General features: G+C 66.1%; 25 protein-coding genes. 14 read left to right on the forward strand and 11 right to left on the reverse strand.

Annotation, left to right across the window (positions count from 1 at the left end):
- The first annotated feature begins 2 nt into the window (after positions 1–2).
- The 5 genes from JQT59_RS14820 to JQT59_RS14840 all read left to right on the forward strand — a co-directional run bounded on the left by JQT59_RS14820 (position 3) and on the right by JQT59_RS14840 (position 5,608).
- Positions 3–701, forward strand: coding sequence for a TrmH family RNA methyltransferase (locus tag JQT59_RS14820; protein WP_213576766.1), 699 nt, complete (start codon positions 3–5; stop codon positions 699–701).
- A 34-nt stretch (positions 702–735) separates the two neighbouring features.
- Entirely contained in the window at positions 736–1,851 is a 1,116-nt protein-coding gene (locus JQT59_RS14825) for a glycoside hydrolase family 76 protein (RefSeq protein ID WP_213576767.1), read from the forward strand.
- A gap of 64 nt (positions 1,852–1,915) precedes the next feature.
- Positions 1,916–3,271 (forward strand): LLM class flavin-dependent oxidoreductase, encoded by a 1,356-nt coding sequence (locus JQT59_RS14830; RefSeq protein WP_213576768.1) that lies wholly within the window; start codon positions 1,916–1,918, stop codon positions 3,269–3,271.
- A gap of 107 nt (positions 3,272–3,378) precedes the next feature.
- Positions 3,379–4,368: an IS481-like element ISRhosp6 family transposase gene (locus JQT59_RS14835; RefSeq protein WP_213576769.1), complete on the forward strand. Its 990-nt coding sequence runs from the start codon at positions 3,379–3,381 to the stop codon at positions 4,366–4,368.
- A 109-nt stretch (positions 4,369–4,477) separates the two neighbouring features.
- Positions 4,478–5,608: a GTP-binding protein gene (locus tag JQT59_RS14840; protein WP_213576770.1), complete on the forward strand. Its 1,131-nt coding sequence runs from the start codon at positions 4,478–4,480 to the stop codon at positions 5,606–5,608.
- Here the strand turns inward: JQT59_RS14840 and JQT59_RS14845 are convergent.
- Positions 5,605–6,270, reverse strand: coding sequence for a DedA family protein (locus tag JQT59_RS14845; RefSeq protein ID WP_213576771.1), 666 nt, complete (start codon positions 6,268–6,270; stop codon positions 5,605–5,607). The genes JQT59_RS14840 and JQT59_RS14845 overlap by 4 nt on opposite strands.
- A gap of 25 nt (positions 6,271–6,295) precedes the next feature.
- Positions 6,296–6,979 carry a VTT domain-containing protein gene (locus tag JQT59_RS14850; RefSeq protein ID WP_249354612.1) on the reverse strand — a complete coding sequence of 228 codons (684 nt, stop codon included), beginning with the start codon at positions 6,977–6,979 and terminating at the stop codon, positions 6,296–6,298.
- Between the two features lie 249 nt (positions 6,980–7,228).
- Here JQT59_RS14850 and fbaA point away from each other — a divergent pair, with 249 nt between their 5' ends.
- Complete coding sequence (gene fbaA / locus JQT59_RS14855; RefSeq protein WP_213576773.1) at positions 7,229–8,263, forward strand: class II fructose-bisphosphate aldolase; 1,035 nt, start codon at positions 7,229–7,231, stop codon at positions 8,261–8,263.
- A 59-nt stretch (positions 8,264–8,322) separates the two neighbouring features.
- Here the strand turns inward: fbaA and JQT59_RS14860 are convergent, their stop codons facing one another.
- A complete protein-coding gene (locus JQT59_RS14860) occupies positions 8,323–9,465 on the reverse strand; it encodes an Rv0361 family membrane protein (protein WP_213576774.1) in 1,143 nt (380 codons plus the stop codon).
- A 137-nt stretch (positions 9,466–9,602) separates the two neighbouring features.
- Here JQT59_RS14860 and JQT59_RS14865 point away from each other — a divergent pair, with 137 nt between their 5' ends.
- Positions 9,603–10,019 carry a DUF3151 domain-containing protein gene (locus JQT59_RS14865; RefSeq protein WP_109332741.1) on the forward strand — a complete coding sequence of 139 codons (417 nt, stop codon included), beginning with the start codon at positions 9,603–9,605 and terminating at the stop codon, positions 10,017–10,019.
- A 64-nt stretch (positions 10,020–10,083) separates the two neighbouring features.
- A complete protein-coding gene (locus JQT59_RS14870; RefSeq protein WP_213576775.1) occupies positions 10,084–11,151 on the forward strand; it encodes an FUSC family protein in 1,068 nt (355 codons plus the stop codon).
- Between the two features lie 4 nt (positions 11,152–11,155).
- Here the strand turns inward: JQT59_RS14870 and JQT59_RS38030 are convergent, their stop codons facing one another.
- Positions 11,156–11,311: a hypothetical protein gene (locus JQT59_RS38030; RefSeq protein WP_317745997.1), complete on the reverse strand. Its 156-nt coding sequence runs from the start codon at positions 11,309–11,311 to the stop codon at positions 11,156–11,158.
- Between JQT59_RS38030 and JQT59_RS14875 the strand changes: the two genes are divergently transcribed.
- The 3 genes from JQT59_RS14875 (at position 11,273) to JQT59_RS14885 (ending at position 12,977) form a co-directional block, all read left to right on the forward strand.
- The gene (locus JQT59_RS14875; RefSeq protein WP_397517715.1) at positions 11,273–11,461 is read left to right on the forward strand and encodes a hypothetical protein; all 189 of its coding nucleotides are present in this window, start codon (positions 11,273–11,275) and stop codon (positions 11,459–11,461) included. The genes JQT59_RS38030 and JQT59_RS14875 overlap by 39 nt on opposite strands.
- A 75-nt stretch (positions 11,462–11,536) precedes the next feature.
- Positions 11,537–12,463, forward strand: coding sequence for a cation diffusion facilitator family transporter (locus JQT59_RS14880; protein ID WP_213576776.1), 927 nt, complete (start codon positions 11,537–11,539; stop codon positions 12,461–12,463).
- 106 nt (positions 12,464–12,569) lie between these two features.
- On the forward strand, positions 12,570–12,977 hold the full coding sequence (locus tag JQT59_RS14885; protein WP_213576777.1) for a hypothetical protein: 408 nt from the start codon (positions 12,570–12,572) through the stop codon (positions 12,975–12,977).
- 3 nt (positions 12,978–12,980) lie between these two features.
- On the opposite strand, the gene JQT59_RS14890 is transcribed toward JQT59_RS14885, so the two are convergent.
- Positions 12,981–13,442, reverse strand: coding sequence for a pyridoxamine 5'-phosphate oxidase family protein (locus JQT59_RS14890; RefSeq protein ID WP_213576778.1), 462 nt, complete (start codon positions 13,440–13,442; stop codon positions 12,981–12,983).
- Between the two features lie 63 nt (positions 13,443–13,505).
- Between JQT59_RS14890 and JQT59_RS14895 the strand changes: the two genes are divergently transcribed.
- Positions 13,506–14,462, forward strand: a complete 957-nt coding sequence (locus JQT59_RS14895; RefSeq protein ID WP_213576779.1) for a helix-turn-helix transcriptional regulator — start codon at positions 13,506–13,508, stop codon at positions 14,460–14,462.
- Between the two features lie 15 nt (positions 14,463–14,477).
- On the opposite strand, the gene JQT59_RS14900 is transcribed toward JQT59_RS14895, so the two are convergent.
- From JQT59_RS14900 to JQT59_RS14910, 3 genes are read right to left on the reverse strand one after another with little or no spacing between them, the layout of a single operon-like run.
- Positions 14,478–15,647: a thiolase family protein gene (locus JQT59_RS14900; RefSeq protein ID WP_213576780.1), complete on the reverse strand. Its 1,170-nt coding sequence runs from the start codon at positions 15,645–15,647 to the stop codon at positions 14,478–14,480.
- Between the two features lie 41 nt (positions 15,648–15,688).
- A complete protein-coding gene (locus tag JQT59_RS14905) occupies positions 15,689–16,456 on the reverse strand; it encodes an acyl-CoA thioesterase (RefSeq protein WP_213576781.1) in 768 nt (255 codons plus the stop codon).
- Positions 16,453–17,859, reverse strand: coding sequence for an MFS transporter (locus JQT59_RS14910; RefSeq protein ID WP_213576782.1), 1,407 nt, complete (start codon positions 17,857–17,859; stop codon positions 16,453–16,455). Before JQT59_RS14910 ends, JQT59_RS14905 begins: the two co-directional genes overlap by 4 nt.
- Before the next feature lie 53 nt (positions 17,860–17,912).
- On the opposite strand from JQT59_RS14910, the gene JQT59_RS14915 reads away from it, so the two are divergent.
- Complete coding sequence (locus JQT59_RS14915) at positions 17,913–18,416, forward strand: winged helix-turn-helix transcriptional regulator (protein WP_213576783.1); 504 nt, start codon at positions 17,913–17,915, stop codon at positions 18,414–18,416.
- Positions 18,417–18,460: 44 nt separating this feature from the next.
- Here the strand turns inward: JQT59_RS14915 and JQT59_RS14920 are convergent, their stop codons facing one another.
- Positions 18,461–19,237, reverse strand: a complete 777-nt coding sequence (locus tag JQT59_RS14920) for a site-2 protease family protein (protein WP_213576784.1) — start codon at positions 19,235–19,237, stop codon at positions 18,461–18,463.
- Entirely contained in the window at positions 19,234–19,887 is a 654-nt protein-coding gene (locus JQT59_RS14925) for a hypothetical protein (protein WP_213577762.1), read from the reverse strand. Before JQT59_RS14925 ends, JQT59_RS14920 begins: the two co-directional genes overlap by 4 nt.
- Positions 19,888–20,115: 228 nt before the next feature.
- Between JQT59_RS14925 and JQT59_RS14930 the strand changes: the two genes are divergently transcribed.
- A complete protein-coding gene (locus JQT59_RS14930) occupies positions 20,116–21,405 on the forward strand; it encodes an adenylosuccinate synthase (protein WP_109332728.1) in 1,290 nt (429 codons plus the stop codon).
- A 92-nt stretch (positions 21,406–21,497) separates the two neighbouring features.
- Here the strand turns inward: JQT59_RS14930 and JQT59_RS14935 are convergent, their stop codons facing one another.
- Positions 21,498–22,091 carry a methylated-DNA--[protein]-cysteine S-methyltransferase gene (locus JQT59_RS14935; protein ID WP_204164811.1) on the reverse strand — a complete coding sequence of 198 codons (594 nt, stop codon included), beginning with the start codon at positions 22,089–22,091 and terminating at the stop codon, positions 21,498–21,500.
- Positions 22,092–22,093: the final 2 nt, after the last annotated feature.

Raw genomic sequence — 22,093 nt, forward strand, 5'->3', positions numbered from 1 at the left:
TCATGATGGGCGCAGAGGTGGGTTCACTTCCGGTCCTGGCCGAGTCGGGCGAGCCGGGCCCTACCGAGTGGGGCGAGAATACTCACGGTGTCGGTCCGTGGACGGAAGAACACGACGTACCGGTCCCGACGGATCCCCGCTACGATCCCGAACTGCTGGCCGGCGGTGACCGACGGAACGTGGTCGACGCCTACCGCTATTGGACACGTGAAGCCATCGTCGCCGACATCGACAGCCGGCGCCACCCGCTGCATGTGGCGATCGAGAACTTCGGGCACGACGCCAATATCGGCACCGTGGTGCGGACGGCCAACGCCTTCGCCGCCGCGGAAGTTCATATCGTGGGACGGCGGCGCTGGAACCGGCGCGGGGCGATGGTCACCGATCGGTACCAGCACGTCAGGCACCACTCGAGCATCGACGAATTGGTCGAGTTCGCGCGTGAGGAGGGTCTCACGATCGTGGCCGTGGACAACACGCCTGGCTCCGTTCCGCTCGAAACCGCGAGCCTGCCGCGGGACTGCATGCTGCTGTTCGGTCAGGAGGGTCCCGGAGTCACCGACGAGGCGAAAGAGGTTGCAGCCATGACCGTATCGATTGCGCAGTTCGGTTCCACGAGGAGCATCAATGCGGGTGTCGCGGCAGGCATTGCCATGCATGCGTGGGTGCGGGAGCACGCCGACCTCGGTCGGGCGTGGTAGCGGATCGCCCGGAGAATAGGCAAGATCAACCTTCATGCAGGACGAGTGGTCGGCGCGCGCCGACGCCGCTGAAGAAGCGGTGGTGAGCAGGCATCTTCGCCGGCTGTGGGGTCTTCCGGGCACCACGCTGGGCGTGGTGGCCTGGCCGGCGGTCAAACGTGAACGGTTGTTCGTCAGTTGGCATTACTGGTGGCAGGCGCACCTCATCGACTGCGCCGTCGACGCACTCGAACGCGACCCCACTCCGCGTCGTCGCCGTCGGATCGTGAAACTGGCTCGTAGTCACCGCCTTCGGAACATTACGGGCTGGACCAACAATTATTACGACGACATGGCGTGGCTGGGCATCGCGCTCGAGCGCGCGCAGCGCACGCACTTGATCGACAACCGGAATGCGGTGCAGACACTCGAATCCCAGCTGTTCGACGCCTGGGATCCCGACGGTGGCGGGCTGCCCTGGCGCAAGGGCTCGGATTTCTACAACGCTCCGGCCAACGGCCCGGCCGGAATCATGCTGGCCCGCACAGGCAAACTGTGGCGGGCACAGGCCACCGCGGATTGGATCGACGACACACTGCTGGACGAGAACACCGGCCTCGTCATCGATGGGATCCATCGCGGCGGTGAGGCCGAAAGGGTCATCTATTCGTACTGCCAGGGGGTCGTCCTCGGGCTCGAAACCGAGCTGGCGGTGCGTCTCGGTGCGCCGCGGCATCGAGGCCGCATTCACCGGCTGGTCGACGCCGTCGACGAGCACCTGGCTCCGGGTGGGGTCATTCGCGGCGGTGGCGGGGGAGACGGTGGTCTGTTCAACGGTATCCTCGCCCGCTATCTGGCGCTGACCGCGGTGATGTTGCCCTGGGAGAACCATGACGACATCCGCGCGCGTGAGATCGCAGCGCAGATCGTGCTCACCTCTGCCGAAGCTGCGTGGGAGAACCGCTTGCAGATCGAGGGTCAGCCCTTGTTCGGCGCCGACTGGGGCAAGCAGGCCCGGCTTCCCGGTCTCGGCAGGAATATCGCGGCGTTCACCGGGGGCACGGTGCGTTCGTCCGACATCCCCGAGCGCGACCTCTCCGTCCAGTTGGGTGGCTGGATGCTGATGGAGGCGGCGCACGCGGTCTCGGCCGCCGGGTATCCCCGGCGGTAGTGCGTTTCGATCACACGAAACTTAACCGTGGGCAGGCGGTTTCCGCGCTGCTAGACATCTCGGTATGTCAGATCAACAGCGGAAGCTGAGTCTCAATGCGTTCATCTATCCGGCCGGGCACCACGAATCGGCCTGGCGTCACCCGCTGACTTCACCGGAGCGGTTGTTCGACGTCGACTACTTCCAGGAGATCGCGCGGACTGCGGAGGCGGCGAAACTGGATGCACTCTTCTTCGCGGACGGTCCCGCGCTGCGTAGCGATGCCGGGCACGGCGCGGCCGGAGCGCTGGAACCGATCACCTTGCTGACGGCGATCGCCGCAGTCACGGAACGGATCGGGCTGATCGCCACCGCGTCCACGACGTACTTCGAGCCCTACAACCTCGCGCGTCTGTTCGCCTCCTTGGACCACATCTCGAAGGGCCGGGCCGGCTGGAATATCGTCACCACCGGAACGGATCTGGCGGCGGCGAACTTCGGCCTTTCCAGTCATCCCGACCACGCCGACCGATACGCGCGGGCACGCGAATTCGTCGATGCGACGGTCAAGCTGTGGGACAGCTGGGAAGACGACGCCATCGTTCTCGACACCGCCGGGGGTGTCTACGCCGACACGTCGAAAATTCATGAGATCAACTACGTTGGACGCCACCTGCGGGTCCGCGGACCGTTCAACGCGCCGCGCTCGCCGCAGGGTCACCCCGTGCTGGTACAGGCGGGTGCGTCGAACGAGGGACGCAGCTTCGCAGGGCAGTACGCCGAGGCCATCTTCACCGCCCATCAGCGACTGTCGGACGGGCAGGCGTTCTACGCAGACATCAAGAGACGTGCGTCGCAGTTCGGACGCAACCCCGACCACGTGAAGATCCTTCCCGGAATCAGCCCGTTCATCGGCGACACCGAGGCGCAGGCAAAGGATCTCGAACGCGAATTCAACGAGCTGACCTCCCCCGAGTACGGCCTCGCCCAGCTCGAGAGCATCACCGGAACTCAGGTGCGCCACCTCGACCTCGATGCCCCCGTGCCCGCCGAGTTGTTCGGCGACGCCGGCGACGTGACGGACAACCAGCAGAGCCGGCTGCAGGTGGTCGCAGGCATCGTGCAGCGGGAGCGTCCGACGCTGCGAGGGCTGCTGCATCGCCTGGCGGGCGCCCGAGGACACCGAGTGTTCGTGGGAACGCCGGTGCAGGTGGCCGACACCATCGAAGAATGGTTCACCCAGGGAGCAGCCGACGGCTTCAACGTGATGCCCCCGTACTACCCGGGAGGTCTCGAGGTGTTCGCCGAGAAGGTGGTGCCGATCCTGCAGGAGCGGGGTCTGTTCCGCACCGAATACTCGGGTACGACGCTGCGCGACCACTTCGGGCTGGAACGTCCGGCCAGCCAGTACGCGCAGACGTCGGGCAGGGTGGCCCTCTAGTTGTACTGACCACGGACGTTGGTGACGGCGTGGCGAGGTGACACAGAGAAGACCTCCGAGTGAAGTGCGAGCTGTCTAGGAACGCATCACTCACTCAGGAGGTCTTCGTGGTCCACCGTAATGCCCCGTTGTCCGAAACGGGTCGCCTGCGCCTTGCTCAATGCGTCGTTGATGATGGGTGGCCGCTGCGGCGGGCTGCCGAACGGTTCCAGGTCGCGGTCACCACCGCAGCACGCTGGAGCGCTCGTTACCGCGCCGAGGGGCCGGCCGGGATGGCCGATCGCAGCTCACGGCCACATCGCAGCCCGAACCAGACCCCGACGCGCACCGAGCGGCGCATCATCAAGGTCCGTGTCATCCGTCGCTGGGGTCCAGCCCGGATCGCGTATCTGCTGGGTCTGAATGTTTCGACAGTGCACAAGGTCCTGAGCCGGTACGGGTTGGCTCGACTGCGGTGGCTCGACCGCCCGACTGGACGGGTGATCCGTCGCATGCACTCACCGCACTGCGGCGATCTCGTTCATGTCGATGTCAAGAAACTGGGCAAGATCCCCGCCGGCGGCGGATGGCGGAAGGTCGGTCGCTCGGCAGGCAGCCGCAATGCCCGGGCCGACAAAAGCGGCGGCGAGGTCGACAAGTACTACCGTCCGGTCCGCGGCTACCACTTCCTGCACACCGCGATCGACGCCCACTCACGGTTGGCCTACTCCGAACTGTTGGGCGACGAACGCAAAGCCACCGCCGCCGCGTTCTGGCTACGCGCCAACGCGTGGTTCACCGAGCACGGCATCACGGTCGAAAAGGTGTTGACCGACAACGGTTCCTGCTACCGATCACACGCGTTCCGAGACGCACTCGGTGAGATCAAGCATCGCCGAACCCGCCCCTACCGACCCCAAACCAACGGCAAAGTCGAACGCTTCCATCGCACCCTGGCCGACGAATGGGCCTACGCCCGCCTCTACACCAGCGACCGCGAACGCTGCGACGAGTTCCCGCGATGGCTGCACACCTACAATTACCACCGAGGCCACACCGCACTCGGCGGCCAACCACCCGCCACCCGCGTACCCAACCTCTCAGGTCAGTACATCTAGTCCCGTCCTTCGTCCGATGCCACCGCGCTTCTGTCCCTGACGACGACGGTGGCATCGGGTGGAGTGGCTGCTCGAATCGCTCGTTTATGAAAACAGTTATCATTTCCGGATGACTCGTCCACTTCCTGTCACCGTCCTGTCCGGCTTCCTCGGCGCGGGCAAGACCACTCTTCTCAACCACATCCTCGCCAACCGGGACGGCCGGCGTGTCGCCGTGATCGTCAACGACATGAGTGAGGTCAACATAGACGCCGCCCTCGTCGCAGGGCAGGGACATCTCGATCGGACGCAGGAGAAGCTGGTCGAGCTCACCAACGGCTGCATCTGCTGCACGCTCCGCGAGGACCTGATCGAGGCGGTCGCCCGCCTGGCCGAGGAGGGACGGTTCGACCACCTCGTCATCGAGTCGACGGGCATTTCGGAACCCATGCCCGTCGCCGCCACGTTCGACTGGGAATTCGAGGACGGCTTCAGCCTCGGCACGGTCGCGGCGCTCGACACCATGGTGACAGTGGTGGACGCGTCGACGTTCGTCGGCGAGCTCGCGAGGGGTGAGCGCCTCGACGAGCGCGACCTCGAGGCGGGAGAGGGCGACGAGCGCAGCATTTCCGACCTACTCGTCGACCAGGTCGAGTTCGCCGACGTGATCTTGCTGAACAAGACCGATCTGGTGAGCGAGCGCACAGCCGGCACGGTCGAGGCCCTCCTGCGCAGACTCAATCCGACGGCGAGACTCCGGCGCACCACACGTGGTGTGGTCGACCTGGCCGACGTTCTCGACACCGGTTTGTACGACCCGGAGTCGGCTGCCCTGGCGCCCGGGTGGGCGGAGGAGCTTGCGGGCGGCCACACACCTGAAACGGAGGAGTACGGGATCCGAAGTGTCACCTACCGGGCGACGCGGCCGTTCCATCCCGCACGGCTCGACCAGGCTCTGGGCCAGTTCACCGGACTGCTACGAAGCAAGGGGTCCTGCTGGATAGCGAGCCGCCCGGACCTTGCGGCGATCTGGTCGCAGGCGGGACCCAATCTGGTGATCGAACCGGCGCAGCTGTGGTCGGGCGCGGAGGAGACGCCCGGTCAGGAGATCGTCTTCATCGGTGTCCGGCTCGACCCGGAGGCGCCTGCGCGCATCCTCGATTCGGCGCTCCTCACCGACGACGAATGGGCGTCCGGTCCGGCCGAGTGGGTGCATTTCGACGACCCGCTGCCCGAGTGGGAAGCGGTGCATCAGCACTAGTCGAGAACTTCCTCGACTTCCACCTCTTCGGGCGGACGGGCCATTTCCTGGCGGTAGTGCCAGATGCCGACCACAGTGCCGATCACCAGCAGTGCAACCATGCCGCCCAACACCACCGGCATCAACCACGACACCCGGTCGAGGAAGGAACCGCAGTAGAACCCGATCAGCAGCAGCACCGGCGCCCAGAACACGGCGCCGATGCTGCTGGCGACGGTGTACTTGGTGTGGTTCATCTTCGCTGCCCCCGCAACGAGTGGGCAAAGGGTACGTACCCACGGGATCCAGCGGGCGATGAGCACAGCCCAGAACCCGTGACGTTCCAACAGGATGTTCACCCGGTGGAGGTTGGCGTAGTTGAGGTACTTGCCGCCCTTGCGCGCCAAGATGCGGTTGCCGGTGCGGTGCCCGATGACGTACCCCACCTGATTTCCGCAGATAGCAGCGACCATCGCGCCGACCGACAGGGCCCACACGTGACCTGCTCCCGACTCGTGACCCGCGAGCACGATGCCCGCGGTGATCAGCATCGAGTCACCTGGCAGGAAGAGCCCGAGGATGACGGCACATTCGATGAAGACGAACGCCAGCACGATGACCCATACCAGCGCAGGGCCGGCGGAGACGAGGGGCCCGAAGGTGCCAGATGCCGATACGACCATGGTCAGCGCATTGCCTCGATCTCGATCAGGAGGGATCGGTGGGGGTGGAGACAGGCCGTGCGGCCTCGGGAGCAGCCGTCTCTCCCCGGCGAGCCTTGAGGACACGCTTGCCGACCTCGACGATGATCGGGAGCACCGACACGAACACGATCAACAAGAAGATGATGTCGACGTTGTCGCGGATGAACTCGATCTGGCCGAGCAGATAGCCGAGCAGCGTGACGCCGGCACCCCAGAGGATGCCGCCCACGATGTTGTACGTCAGGAACAGCGAATACTTCATGCGCGATGCGCCCGCGACCACCGGTGCGAACGTGCGGACGATGGGCACGAAGCGGGCCAGGATGATCGTGATCGGGCCGTGCTTCTCGAAGAACGCGTGCGACTCGTCGATGTACTTCTTCTTGAAGAACCGGGCGTCGTCGCTCTTGAAGAGCGCCGTTCCGCCCTTGCTACCGATGAAGAAGCCCACTTGGTCGCCGAGGATCGCGGCAATCGGGATCAGAACCAATAGTGCCCAGATGGGGGCGAACGGTTCGATCTCCGTCGACTTCGACGCCGCGATGAGACCCGCGGTGAAAAGAAGCGAGTCGCCGGGGAGCAGGGGGAACAGCAATCCCGACTCGATGAAGACGACCAGGAGAAGTCCGACGAGCACCCACGTGCCGAAGGAGTTGAGGAGGTTCACCGGGTCGAGGAACCCCGGCATCAACGCGAGGTTGGTCACGGAATTTGATGCTGCCTGCACAATCACGGCCCTCAGCGTACCGGCGTATGCGCGGAGTATCGGAATACTGCAGGTCAACGATTCCTGTCCGGTCTCGGACGGCCCGGAAACGAGGTGCCACGACAGCCACCGGGCGACGTAGGCTACCGGTATTGCCATACTGCTAGGACCACATCGCGCGCTGCGCTGATCGCGTGCGCGAAATCGACACGTTTATGGAGGACTGCCGCCGTGCCAATCGCGACTCCCGAGGTCTACGCCGAGATGCTTGGTCGAGCCAAGGAGCACTCCTTTGCCTTCCCAGCCATCAACTGCACTTCGTCCGAAACCATCAACGCCGCTATCAAGGGTTTCGCGGATGCGGGCAGTGACGGCATCATCCAGTTCTCGACCGGTGGCGCGGAGTTCGGTTCGGGCCTGGGCGTCAAGGACATGGTGACCGGCGCTGTCGCGCTGGCCGAGTTCGCACACGTGATCGCCGCGAAGTACGACGTCACGATCGCCCTCCACACGGACCATTGCCCCAAGGACAAGCTGGACAGTTTCGTCCGGCCGCTGCTCGAAATCTCTCAGCAGCGCGTCAGCGCCGGCCGCAACCCGCTCTTCCAGTCCCACATGTGGGACGGCTCGGCCGTGCCGATCGACGAGAACCTCGAGATCGCCAAAGAACTCCTTGCTATCTCCAAGGCCGCGAACATCATCCTCGAGGTCGAAATCGGCGTCGTCGGTGGTGAAGAGGACGGTGTGGAAGCCGAGATCAACGACAAGCTGTACACCAGCCCCGAGGACTTCGAGAAGACCATCGACGCTCTGGGCACCGGCGAGAACGGCAAGTACCTGCTGGCAGCGACCTTCGGCAACGTGCACGGCGTCTACAAGCCGGGCAACGTGAAGCTGCGTCCCGAGGTGCTCGAGACCGGCCAGAAGGTCGCCGTCGCGAAGCTCGGCCTGCGGGACGGCGCGAAGCCGTTCGACTTCGTCTTCCACGGCGGGTCGGGTTCGCTGAAGTCGGAAATCGAGGAGGCGCTGAGCTACGGCGTCGTCAAGATGAACGTCGACACCGACACCCAGTACGCCTTCACCCGTCCGATCGTCGGCCACATGTTCAGCAACTACGACGGAGTGCTGAAGATCGACGGCGAGGTGGGCAACAAGAAGGTCTACGACCCGCGCAGCTACCTTAAGAAGGCCGAGGCCGGGATGACCGCCCGTGTCATCGAGGCCTGCAACGACCTCAAGTCCGCGGGACGCTCGGTCTCCGGATAGGCCCTTCGGGCTCGTGCGCCTTTCCGGTAGTTACCGCTACCAGAAAGGCGCACAGTCGTTTATCGGGGGTCGCAGACCTTCCAGGTGCCATCGACCTTTTCCAGGTTGAACGTGCGCCACGACTGCTCGTTCGGGTTGGCGGCGGTATGGGCTTTCACCTGGGCGATGGCGGTGTCGCCGGTGATCTGGACGGCGTCGACCTCGCCGACCACCGGAATGTTCTGTTGAGTGATCGCGACCTGGTGGACCTCGGCGAAGTCCTGATCCGAGATGCCCTGGTAATACTCGGCGAGACCGCCGCAGGTACTGGTGCGCAGGGTCGCGAGGTCGCCCTGGGTGAGCGCCGCCACGAACGTATCGATGGTGCCCTGTACCTGCGCCTCGGGTGAGTTCTCGGCCCGATTGTTGTTGTAGACCACCACACCGGCGACGGCAATGGCGGCGATCACGAGGACGCCTGCGGCAATGGCCGCCAGGAGCCAGGCCTTGCCATGCTTCCTGGCCGCGGGAGCTACGGGCCCGACCCGCTGCGGGGCGCTCGGCTGGGTCGGGAGCACTCGCTGGGGCGCCGCTTTGGGCGTGGGTGGCGGAGAAGCGGGTGGCGGAGTCGGACGCGTCGCGGGTGGCTGCTGGGCGGATGCCGCTGGTCGGGGCGGGGCAGCTTGCTGGGGACGAGCGGGCTGCTGGGCCTGTGCGGGGCGGGGCGGTGGCGGCGTCTGCGGTACGGGGGACTTCGTGACCGGGATGGCGACGGTCTCCGTGTCGGCGGGATCCGCCTTGCCGGGTTCCTGCTTCCCCTGCCCGTTCGCCCCCTGCACAGCCTGCGGCGGGGATTTCGGGTGCATCTTCACCGTCGCCGCATCAGGCTTCTCCGGCGGACGCTTCTCCTGTAGACGCTTCTGCGTCGGAATCGCCTTCGTCACCGCCTCGGACGCGGCGCTGTCAGGAGAGGACTGTGCCGACTCGGGAGTCTTCGCAGAGGGTGTGGCGGACGGCGTGTTGTCGGCCGGCTTCTTCGCGTCAGATGCCGGGGTTCCGGTCGCGGCCTTGTCGGTACCGGCGGTGACCGGCCGGGCCTTGTCGGTGTCGGCGGTGACCGGCCGGGCCTTGTCGGTGTCGGCGGTGACCGGCCGGGCGGTCTCGTTTGCCGGTGTATCCGTAGTCGGCTTCTCGGTCGGTTCGTCTTTCTTCGGGTCCTGCACGCGTTGCCCCTCGGTCTGCAGAGAAATGAACGTTGGACCGAAGCCTAACGACAACGTGCGGCAATGCAGACCACCACAGGGCGCTTCGCCTACGGGGCGGGGCGGAGGAGCAGTCCCGCCGGGGGCACAATAGGCGCATGACCTCTTTCGGTGACCTTCTCGGACCCCAGCCCACACTGCTTCCCGGTGACGACGAGGCCGAGTCGGCCCTGTTGAACCACGAGGAGCCGGCTTCCGTGGCGGCCGCACACCCCACCGCCTCCATTGCGTGGGCGTACCTCGCCGAGGCAGCTCTCGACGCCGGCGAGACGATCGCCGCGTACGCCTACGCACGCACCGGATACCACCGTGGCCTCGACCAGCTGCGCCGCAACGGCTGGAAGGGTTTCGGCCCCGTTCCCTACAGCCACGAGCCGAATCGCGGATTCCTGCGCTGCGTCGCCGTTCTCGCGAAGGCCGCGAAGACGATCGGCGAAACCGACGAATACGCCCGTTGCCTCGACTTGCTCGAGGACAGCGACCCCCGAGCCGCCGAAGCGCTTGGCCTCGGGTAGCGCCGTCACCGCAGCGCCGGTTCGAGTTCGGAACGGACTGAAGACTTCGGCCCAACGGCTGCGAGTGTCGGCCCTGCCGATCCTGCAGTGCGCCGTCGCGGCGGGTGCCTCGTGGTGGGTTGCCACGGTGGTGATCGGTCACACGGCCCCGTTCTTCGCGCCGATCGCCGCGGTGGTGTCGCTGGGACTGTCGCTCGGCGCGCGGCTGCGTCGATCCGTCGAACTCGTGGCCGGTGTGACCATTGGGATCGGGGTCGGGGACCTCCTCATCGCGTTCATCGGCAGCGGTACCTGGCAGATCGCCCTCGTGGTGGCCTTGGCCATGACCGCGGCGGTGCTCCTGAACAGCGGCCCGGTCCTGTCGATGCAGGCGGGTAGTTCCGCTGTTCTCGTCGCAACCCTGCTTCCACCCGGCGGCAATGCGGGCATCAATCGCATGGTGGACGCACTGACCGGTGGCCTGGTGGGCATCGCGGTGGTGGCGTTGATTCCCACGCATCCCGTGGGCCGGGCGAGGCGCCACGCCGCCGGAGTCCTCGGAACTGCCGCCGAAGTGATGCAATTGGTGGCGGACGGCTTGGTCGCCAACGATGACAAGCCCATCGAGGAGGCGCTGCGGAAGGCGCGAGCCACCCAGTCGTCCATCGACAACCTGCGGACGCACCTCGCGGGCGGCCGTGAGGTCAGCCGTATCTCGCCGCTGTACTGGAACACCCGCGGCAGACTCGAACGCTTGAGCGCCGTTGCCGACCCGCTCGACAACGCTCTGCGCAACATTCGTGTCTTGGCCCGGCGTTCGCTCACTTTGGTACGTGACGACGAGATCCTCAACCCGCGACTGGTCGACCAGGTCGAGAAATTGGCCCAGGCCATCGAAACGCTGCGCCTGATGGTGCTCGCGGACCCCGGTCAGCAACCCGACCAGGCCGAGGCTGCCCGCGTGCTCCGTTCGGTGGCGTCCGGACTCAAACCGGAACTGGTGGAGAATGCAGGTCTGTCGGCCACCGTCGTCTTCGCCCAGATCCGTTCGCTCACCGTCGATCTGATGCAGGTGGCAGGGCTGAAACGCATCTCTGCCATCGCGCATCTGCCCCCGACGGTGCAGAAGCCGGCGTACCGTCCGGAACTCTGAAGTCTCAGCGGTCACGGATGCGAGCCTGGAAGCCGGCGAGTACGACGTACGGCGCTGGACGCGACCGGAACTGTGCCGGGATGGCCGGAAGAGCAGCGGACCGTCTCGTCACCGCATCCTGGTGCACGGGGTGGCCGAAACTCATCGCCACGCCGGACACGCCGACATCGTCCGCGAACTCGTCACGGAAAGGTGGGGCTGCGGGCCGACTACGACAACATGCCGTCGGTCGATCAGGCCTGGTGGGAGACCTATCGGAGCCGGCTCGATCGCGCCGCCCGGGACGCAGGCAACGGCTGAGTCGCCGTAGTCGCCGACACGACGCTGTTGATACACATGCACAAGTACGCATATGATCGGCAGAACTTCGGGAGGAGCTCTACACATGGGAGTCGGCCACGGTCATTCGCACGGCCATACGCAAGGCGGGGGTGAGGTAGGGCCATCCAAGGGGCGGGTCCGTCGTATGGCGATCGCGCTCGTCATCCTCTTCGCGTTCCTCGTCCTCGAGGCGGGAGTCGGCCTTACGGTCAACTCGCTGTCGCTTCTTGCCGACGCCGGGCACATGCTCACCGACGTCGTCGGCATGGCGATGGGTCTCGTCGCGCTTGTGCTCGCGCGCAAGGGCAGCGCCGCCGCCGCACGCACCTTCGGCTGGCACCGCGCCGAGGTGCTGACCGCAATGGCCAACGCCGCAATGCTTCTCGCCGTCGCGGTATGGGTGTTCTACGAGGCGATCTCCCGCATCGGCGACGCACCCGACCTTCCCGGTCTCGCACTCGTCCTCACGGCTACCGCCGGTCTGGCCGCGAACCTCGTCGTCATGCTCATGCTGCGGGCCGATTCCAAGGAGAGCCTGGCCGTGCGCGGAGCGTACCTCGAAGTTCTCGCGGATGCGGTCGGCAGTGTGGGCGTCCTCATTGCCGGTGCAGTCGTGATCGCGTTCAACTGGACCTACGCCGACATCGTCGTCGGTGTCCTCATCTCGCTGTGGGTGGTGCCCCGCGCACTGAAACTCGCCGCCGCATCGCTGCGGATCCTCACCCAGGCGAGCCCCGCGGACGTCGACGTCGAAGCAGTGGAAGCCGACCTGGCGGCAGTCCCCGGCGTCATCGGTGTGCACGACCTCCACGTGTGGACTCTCACCACCGGCATGGATGTGGCGACGGTGCACCTCACCACGGAATCCGACTCGGCCCTCGTCCTCGAATCGGCCCGCACGGTCCTCGAAACGCACCAGCTCTCACACGCCACAGTGCAGGTGGAATCCACGGCGAACGGACGTCACTGCGAAAAGAACGTGACCTGGTAAGCGAGAGGATGGTTGGTTTCTTTCCGCTAACAATCGTGGCGCCGGCGCAGTCGGCGGGTCAGACTTACCGGAACCGTCGGTGCCGTCTCGCAAGGGAGCCAGATTCATGTCCACTCTCGGAGCGCTCACGAAATCCGCAGCAGCCGTAGCCATCGGCGCGGCCGCCCTCCTCTCCGCGCCCGCCGTGGCGTCGGCCGCGCCGTTCATGCCCGATCCGTTGGCAAACTGCAAGCCTGCAGCAACGCTCGATGTCGAAAAGGAGGGCGACGAGGTCGAGTGGGAGTTCGAGGGACCGGTAGATGCGACCACTGACGCCCAGGTGACGTACCTCAATATCGGGCAGGCCGGCCCCACCGTTGGATCGTCGGGTGCGCTTGTCAATGGTGAGGGCACCGAGAGGGCCCTGCCCGGGTTCACCATCCACCTCGTCCCCGGTGGCACCTACGACCCGGACGGCACCGAGGGGGAGGCCGCAACCTGCGCCCTCGGTTTCGGATTCGCCGTCACCCAGTGACTTCTATTTGGTGAAGCGGGTGACGCCCCGACCCGGCTTCCACAGGTCGACGTAGAGGTGTTCGCCGTCGACGGTGGTGAGTACCACCTCGTCGACGGAGAGTTCGAAGACGTCTGCCTCGCCGATCTCGTCGGGATAGTGGTCGACGATCTGCTGTTTCCTCTCGCCGACTATCTCCTCGGCGCGGCCGCTGATCTTCGCGTCGCCGCCCTCCATCGTGTGGTGCCCGGGGTTGCTGTGGAGGGCGAACCGTGGATCGCGCCGCAGGTCGAGCACCTTCCGGGCTCCCACCATCGAACCGAGCAGCAACGTGCCCTCGTGGAACTCGACTTCGGTGCCGCTGACTCGGGGTGAGCCGTCTTTGCGGACGGTCGCGAGAACGTGGTGTTTGTGTGCCTCGAAGCGGGCGATCACGGCTTTGGCGAGGTCGGGCGCTTCGGTCTCGAACTGTGTCCAGTGCGTCATGTACGTCAGTGTGCGCGCCTATCCCTGACACCTTCTGTCAGTCATTTTCTCTAGACTCGGGCAATGCGTTCGAGTCGGCTCGTCGAACTGATGCTGCGGCTGGAGGGGAGCCGCGGTGTCACGGCTGGGCAGCTGGCCGAGGAGCTGGGTGTCTCGGTGCGCACGGTGTACCGGGATGTCACGGCGCTGTCCGCGGCGGGCGTGCCCCTCTGGACCGAAAGTGGTCCCGGTGGCGGTATTCGGTTGCTCGACGGATGGCAGTCGAAACTCGGTGGGATGACGGGGGCGGAGACGTCGGCGCTGATGCTGCTGGGTGTGCCTTCGCTCGCGGACGACCTCGGTCTGCGTGAGGTGACCGCGGCGGCGCAGTCGAAGTTGCTGCACGCGTTGCCTGTTCCGCTGCGGGCAGGTGCACAGTTGTGGCGCGATCGTCTGTACGTCGACGTGCCGGGATGGTTCACGCCACCCCGCGACAACGAGAACCTACCCGACGTCGCCGCCGCGGTGCTCGAGGGACGGCGCCTGCGTATCGACTACAGAAAAGGTGCCGGCGTGGTGACGCGGACGCTCGATCCACTCGGTCTGGTGGCCAAGGCGGGTGTCTGGTACCTGGTTGCGCAGCATCGCAGCAGAACCTTGTCGTATCGGGTGTCCCGGATCAGCGACGCCACGGTCCTCACGGAGCAGGCACTGCGGCCGGAACAGTTCGATCTCGGCGCGTGGTGGTCGGCCTCCGTCGCGGAATTCGATCGCGCGATGCTCCGGTTCCGGTGCCGGGTGCGCCTGTCACCGCGGTCGTGGCGTCAGTTGCCCCGGATCGTGGGTGTGGAGGCTGCGCGTGTCGAGGCGGGACCTCCCGACGAGGACGGTTGGGTGGCCGTCGACCTGGTGCTCGAGGCCGAGGACGTGGCCCTCGAACAGTTGACCGCGCTGGGTGCAGGGGTCGAGGTACTCGCACCTGCGTCGCTGCGGGCGGCGTTGCGCGACACCGGTGAGGCGATGATGAACCGTCACCGGTGACGCGCAGCCACACCTCTACCCGAGGCGCTCGATCAGGGTCGCGTTGGCGAGCCCGCCGGCCTCGCACATGGTCTGCAGGCCGTATCGCGCGCCGCGCTGCTCCATGGCGTTCACCAGCGTGGTCATGATGCGCGCCCCGCTGGCACCGAGCGGATGACCGAGTGCGATCGCGCCGCCGTGCACGTTTACCCGATCGAGGTCGGCGCCGGTCTCGGCCGCCCATGCAAGGACCACCGATGAAAACGCCTCGTTGACCTCGAACAGATCGACGTCGGAGATGTCGAGCCCGCTGCGCGCCAGCACCTTACGGGTGGCCGGGATGACCGCGGTGAGCATCATCAGCGGGTCGTCACCGGCGACGGCGAAACTGTGCAGTCGGGCCAGGGGTGTCAATCCGAGTCGGCCCGCGATCTCCGAGGTCGTGATCATCAGAGCGGCGCTCCCGTCCGAGAGTGGACTGCTGTTGCCCGCGGTGATCGACCAGTCGATGTCGGGAAACCGATTTGCGTAGTGCTCATTGTGGAAGGCGGGACGCAGCCCGGCCAGGACGTCGAGTGTCGTGTCCGGACGGATCGCTTCGTCGACGGCAAGTTCCGGCAGGACGGCGAGTTCCTTCGCGAAGTTTCCCGCGCTCGTTGCCGCGGCGGCCTTCTGATGACTACGTAACGCGAACTCGTCCAGTTGCTGTCGCGACAGTTCCCAGCGGGCGGCGATGAGTTCGGCACTGATGCCCTGGGGAACGAGGCCGTCGGGGTAACGGCGCTCGAATCCCAGACCCAGCGACTCCCGGCCGACCACGTTCGAGCCCATCGGGACCCGGCCCATCGACTCGACACCGGCTGCGACCACGATGTCGTAGGCCCCGGACAGCACGCCTTGCGCGGCGAAGTGGACGGCCTGCTGACTACTGCCACACTGCCGGTCGACCGTGGTGCCCGGCACGGACTCGGGATACCCGGCGGCGAGAAGTGCGGTGCGGGTGAGGTTTTGGCCCTGATCGCCCACTTGCGTCACGGTGCCGCCGATGACGTCGTCGATGAGTGCGGGATCGATCCCCGTGCGCTCGACGAGGGTCGACAGACTGTGTGCGAGGAGATCGACGGGGTGCACATCTTGGAGGGCCCCCGAGGGTTTGCCCTTGCCGATCGGTGTGCGGACGGCCTCGACGATGACGGCGTCTCTCATGGGAGTTCCCTTTCTCTGTGCTGCTGAGCTGTGGTTGGCGATCAGGGGGTGAGGATTCTGCGGAGCTGACGCGCCTGACCCGCGAGGTGTCCTGTGGCGGTGCGCAGTTCGGTCTCGTCGACGCACGAGTCTTCGGTGGCCCAGACCGTGCGGTGACGCAGGTGGTACCACCCCTCCCGTGAGTACTTGTTAACACCGGGCTGTTGATAAGTACTCACAGGGAAGTGGGCACTGAACTCGACGGTGGGGATGGCTACCGGCGCGTCGAGTACGGCGAACAACCCCGGCGGTAACGCGTCGAGTAATACCGCCGCGCGTTCCGAAGGGCTGAAATCGATCGATGAGAGCAGACGAATCCACACCTCGAATTCAGGGTCGGCGCCGCCGGCGAAGGGACGTGCCGAGTTGATCGGGCGGATGTCGAGGTACTGGGCGAAGGGCATGTAGTCGACCGGAATCACCAAGGGCGTGAGGAGTTCCGGATCTTCGTCGCCGAGATCGGGTGCATCGAGAGGCCACGTGATGGCACTGGGCGTGCGGGTGAGGCGGATCAGGGCACCGGCGGAACCTGGCATCGATACGCGGACACTCGGTGTCCGCCCGCCGTGCACGACCTCGACCTGATGGTCCACCGGGCCCGGGTCCACCGGCCGGGTGAAGTGGGCCGAGACGGTGACCGGTGTCGCTGCCGTCTCGGCCTCGGCCGCGTGCAGCATCGATGCGACGACCAGTCCGCCGTGCATACCGCCGAAACCACGCCAGGTGGAGTCGAATTCGGTGGGGAAAGCAAGTGCGGTCAGCGGGGTCATGCCGGTACCTCCACGGTGAGCGGGTTCTGGGAATTCATGCCGATGGATGTGGCCGCCGCACCGACGCCGACTGCCGCGATCACCCACCAGGCGACGATGAAGGCAGAGTGGGTGTCGTCGTAGCCCACGGTGGTGCCGAGGACCGCCACGAGCACGCTGACCCCGATCACGGTGCCGATCTGCCGATTCATGTTGACGATCGCACTCCCGGTCGCCGACCGGGACTGCGGAAGCCCGGCAGTGGCGGACGAGAGAATGGTGGGGAGTGCGAGGCCGACGCCTACTCCGCCGATCAGCAAACCCGGAAGAAAATCGGTGACGTAGTGGGGCTCCGCCCCTACCGACGCCAGGATCAGTAGCGTGCCCGCCGCCCACAGCAGACTTCCCGCAGCGGCAATGGTGCCGGGGGAGAACCGGCGGGCGAGGAGCTGACCGGCGATCGCAAAGACCGGCACGAGGATCGGTCCGGGAGCGATGGCGAGTCCCGTCCTGATCGCCGTGTACTCCCACACGTTCTGCAGCCAGAGAATGTTTGACAGCAGTCCCGCCGCGAACGCTGCGCTGAACACCAGGGCGGTCGCGTTGGACCACGCAAACGTGCGCACCTTCAGCAGGGCCGGTTCGATGAGGGGTGCCCGGTGACGGCTGTTGCTCCACCAGAACAGGGCAAGGCAGGCGGCGGCGTGGGTGAAAGCGAGCGTGATCCGGGGGTCCCCCCATCCCCATTCCGGCCCCTGGACCATCCCGAGCGACAGTGCGCCGATCCCGAGAATCAGCAGGGCCGCCCCCATCAAGTCGAGTTCGGTGTCGGTGGCGCTGGGGCGGACGTCGGGCACGACACGGGTCGCCGCGATCAGGAGTGCGATTCCGATCGGAATGTTGATGAGGAACGCCCAGCGCCAGGAGGCCTCGACGAGGATTCCGCCGACGACGGGGCCGAACGCGGCGGCTGCCGCACCAGACGCCGCCCACATGCGGACTGCGCCGGCGCGTCGTTCCGCGGGGACGGTTCCGACCAGCAATCCGAGGCTTGCGGGGGTGAGGGCGGCGGCGCCGACAGCCTGCAGCAGGCGGAAGAGGACGAGAAACCACAGGGAGGGGCTGAGCGCGCAGGCGGCGCTCGCTGCCGTGAACAGCGCCAGTCCCAGCATGAATCCGCGCCGGTGACCGATGCGATCCGCCCACCGGCCGAGTGGAACCAGTAGTGCCGCATAGACGATCGCATAGCCGTTGAGTACCCAGCTCAGGTCGCCGAGGGAGTAACCGGCGTAGCTGGCGGCGATGTCGCCGAGGGCGATGTTCACGACGAAGAGATCGAGGCTCGCGACGAACGGGGCGCCACACAGGACGAAAAGAAGAGGACGCAGACGGATATCCCCTCGAACCTGACTGCTGAATACCATAGCCAGCAATGTACACCTGGCTTTGCTTTTTGCAAGTCAGCTATCATGGTGGCATGAATGCGGCACGACTGGACGGCTTCCTCGGCGATCGCGACACCTGGCGGGCCACGCACTGCTCGATCGGAAAGGCGATGGATGTAGTGGGCACGCGTTCGGCCATTCTCATCCTCCGAGAGGCCTATTACGGGACCACGCGGTTCGACGACTTCGTCCAGCGTGTGGGGGTCACCGAGGCGGTGGCGGCGGCGCGCCTGCGGGAACTCACCGCGGAAGGATTGTTCGAGCGGCAGCCCTACAAGGAACCTGGACAACGGACCCGCTTCGAATACGTGCTGACAGAGAAGGGTCGCGATCTCCTGCCTGCCGTGCTGGCACTCATGCAGTGGGGTGACAAGTACCTGCAGGGATCACGCGGCGCGCCGATCGGACTGCGGGACGACGCGACGGGTCAACCCGTCCGCGTGGAGGTGCGCAGTCCCGACCGCGAGGTGCCGTTGACCGAATTGCGGTTGACGCCCAACTTCACCGAGGAGCAGGGTCGCCGCTCCCTCCCGTGAGTGCTTGTCAACAGCCCACTGTTAATAAGTACTCACGGGGGTACTCACGAAAGCCAGAAACGCATCAGGTAGTTGCCGTACTGCGCGTAGATCGCCGGCACACCCGACAGCTCGAACAGCGAGTAGATGCCGTCGAAGAACACGGTATTGATCGACGGCACGAAGAGCAGGGCCACGAGGGCGAGCAGTCCGTAGGGCTTGTACTGATCGACGGACCGGCGGGTCCGTGGCGGAAGGAAGGGCTCGAGCGCGGCGTAGCCGTCGAGCCCCGGAACGGGGAGGAGGTTGAGTACCGTCGCCATCACCTGCAGAAAAGCCAGAAAACTCAGGCCCGTCCAGAACACCCGATGATCGCCGCCCAGGCCCCACCCGCGAATAACGGTCAGCAGGACCACTGCCGACACGAGGTTCACGGCCGGCCCCGCGAGCGACACCTTCGCCTGGACCTTCGGCGGGAACAACCCCGTCCGTAGGTAGACGGCACCGCCCGGTAGCCCGATTCCGCCGAGGGCGATGAACAGCACCGGAAGGCCTATCGACAGCAAGGGGTGGCTGTACTTCAGCGGGTTCAGGGTGAGGTATCCGCGCACCGCCACATCGGTGTCGCCGTGCCGCCACGCCGTGTACGCGTGCGCGAACTCGTGCAGGCACAGCGTCACCACCCAGCCGGCCACCACGAGGAGGAAGACCCCGACGTGGCCGACGACGGACTCGGCCCGGGCGCCCCACGCGAGTACTCCACCGGCGACGGCGGTGGCGACGACGAGGAGGAAGACCGGGCTGGGCCGGACGGCGGTGGACCGCGTTCTGGGCAGGTTCATCGAACGAGCAACCACTCGCGGTCGTGACGGTAGAAGGTCGAACGTTTCACCGCGCGCGGATTGGGCACGTCGTCACGGGTCAGCGCGGCGGCCGGCGACCCGAGTTGGACCGCGCGCCCCTCGATCCATCGACGCGGCAACCAGCGCCGCCGGGGATCGATCGAGGCGCGCAGCCCGGGCATCCGTGGAGTGGGGGTGACGTGCATGTTGGTGGCGGTACCGGAGAACAGCCGGGTGTCGTCGACGTATGCCTCGCCGACCAACGGTTCACCGCCGGGCGCCGTCACGGTGGCGAGTCCGACCAGTGCGATGCCCGCGTCGTCGCGGATGAGAGGTACCGGCTTGGCCGTTCCTTTCAGTGCCGTGCGGGCGGCCCGTGCGCCCGCGGACAGGTGATAGGCGTCGGTCGCCGGTGAGCTGTGTTCGGCGACGTAGGCGAGTTCGATATGCAACCGGTCGGTCCGCATCAGCCGGGTCAGGGTCGCGGCCAGTGCGGCATCGCTACCGACCACGATGAGCCGCGGATGCGTGACGACCTGGAGTTTGGAGAAGACCTCGTCGAAGTCGTCCTTGTCCGGCACGGTGGGAGCGCTCGACGCCGAGATCGACCCCAAGGGCAGGGGAAGCGGCACGTCACCGCATATGAGCACAACGGGGGTCAACGCCACTCCTCGCCCGGATATGTCCCGCTACGGCTGCCGCAGCTTTCCATCCGGCCATCCTAGTTGTATGCCCGACACCGGCCCCGAAGCCACTCCGGTCGTACTGTGGGGTCTGTTCTCTGTGCGCTCGGCTAGACTGTTCCCCCGGCCACTGCCTACGAACGGCAGAACCACGCAGTCGGATACGACTGTACGTCGACCGTAGGAGACAACGTCATGCCGGCAATCGTCCTGATCGGCGCCCAGTGGGGCGATGAGGGCAAGGGCAAAGCGACCGATCTATTGGGCGGACGCCTGCAGTGGGTGGTGCGCTACCAGGGCGGAAACAACGCTGGACACACCGTCGTTCTTCCGAACGGCGACAAGTTCGCGCTGCATCTGATCCCGTCGGGCATCCTCACGCCGGGCGTCACCAACGTCATCGGCAACGGTGTGGTGGTGGATCCGGGAGTGCTGCTCACCGAACTCGCCGGACTCGACGAGCGGGGCGTCGACACCAGCAAGCTGCTGCTCTCGGCTGACGCGCACCTGATCATGCCGTACCACGTGGCCATCGACAAGGTCACCGAACGCTTCCTGGGCGCCAAGAAGATCGGCACCACGGGCCGCGGCATCGGGCCCTGCTACCAGGACAAGATCGCCCGTGTCGGCGTCCGGGTGCAGGACGTGCTCGACGAGAAGATCCTCACCCAGAAGGTGGAGGCGGCACTGGAATTCAAGAACCAGGTGCTCGCCAAGATCTACAACCGCAAGGCGCTCGACCCGCAGCAGGTGGTCGACGAGGTGCTCGAACAGGCCAACGGATTCAAGCACCGCATCGCCGACACCCGGTTGCAGCTCAACGAGGCCCTCGAGCGTGGCGAAACGGTTCTGCTGGAGGGATCGCAGGGAACTCTCCTCGACGTGGACCACGGGACGTACCCGTACGTGACTTCGTCCAACCCGACATCCGGTGGCGCGGCGGTCGGTTCGGGCATCGGACCCACCAAGATCACGACGGTGCTGGGCATCCTCAAGGCTTACACCACGCGAGTCGGCTCCGGTCCGTTCCCGACCGAGCTGTTCGACGAGCACGGAGAATACCTGGCCAAGACGGGTGGCGAGGTGGGTGTCACCACCGGTCGCGCCCGCCGCACCGGCTGGTTCGACGCCGTGATCGCCCGCTACGCAACTCGCGTCAACGGCATCACCGACTACTTCCTCACCAAGCTCGACGTGCTCAGCAGCCTCGACACCATCCCCATCTGCGTCGCCTACGACATCGACGGTGTACGACACGAGGAAATGCCGATGTCGCAGACGGATGTTCACCACGCCACCCCCATTTACGAAGAGATGCCCGGATGGTGGGAAGACATCTCGCACGCACGCACCTTCGAGGAACTGCCGAAGAATGCGCAGAACTATGTGCTGCGTCTCGAAGAGCTGTCCGGCGCCTACATTTCGTGCATCGGTGTCGGCCCCGGCCGTGACGAGACCATCGTGCGCCGCGACGTGGTGCGCTGACCAGTCGGACTGAACGGTGACGCTGAACGGCTGTGACGCTGAACGGCTGTGACGTCGAACGGCTGTGACGTCGGTCTGGCCCGTGCGGTTGCTCAGAACAGCACGGGGTCGTCGAATCCGGGTGCGTGTTCGAGGGCGAGTAGTTCGCGTTTGGTGAGGGTGCCGCTGCCCGCGGAGAATCCGCCGACCTTGTTTCCGGCGGCGAGGACGCGGTGGCAGGGGACGACGATCGGCAAGGGGTTGCGTCCGAGTGCCTGGCCGACGGCCTGCGCGGCGCCGGGTTTGCCGAGTGCTGCAGCCACCTCTCCGTAGGTGAGGGTGTCGCCCGGGTCGATGGCCCGGGCGATCTCGTATACGTTGCAGTCGAACTCGGGGACGCCCTCGAAGTCGAGGTCGATCCAGCGCAGGTCGTCGAGTGCGCCGCCGAGGTGTTCCCTGATGGCGTCCAACGCCTGCTGGACCGGTGTGGGCGGGGAGTGCTCCACCGCACCCGGAAAGCAGCGCTCGACGCGGGCCCGTGTCGCCTCGGGTGAACCCTCCGACAGTTGCACACCGACGATCCCGGCGGCCCGCCAGGCAATGGCGCACGTGCCGAGTGCTGTGTCGAACAGGCAGAATCCTGTGGTCACCAACCCAGTATGCGCCCCACATCCGACGTTTACCGTCTGTTGGCCACGGTTGGACATCC

The sequence above is a fragment of the Rhodococcus sp. USK13 genome, assembly GCF_018343855.1.
GTDB lineage: Bacteria > Actinomycetota > Actinomycetes > Mycobacteriales > Mycobacteriaceae > Rhodococcus_F > Rhodococcus_F oxybenzonivorans.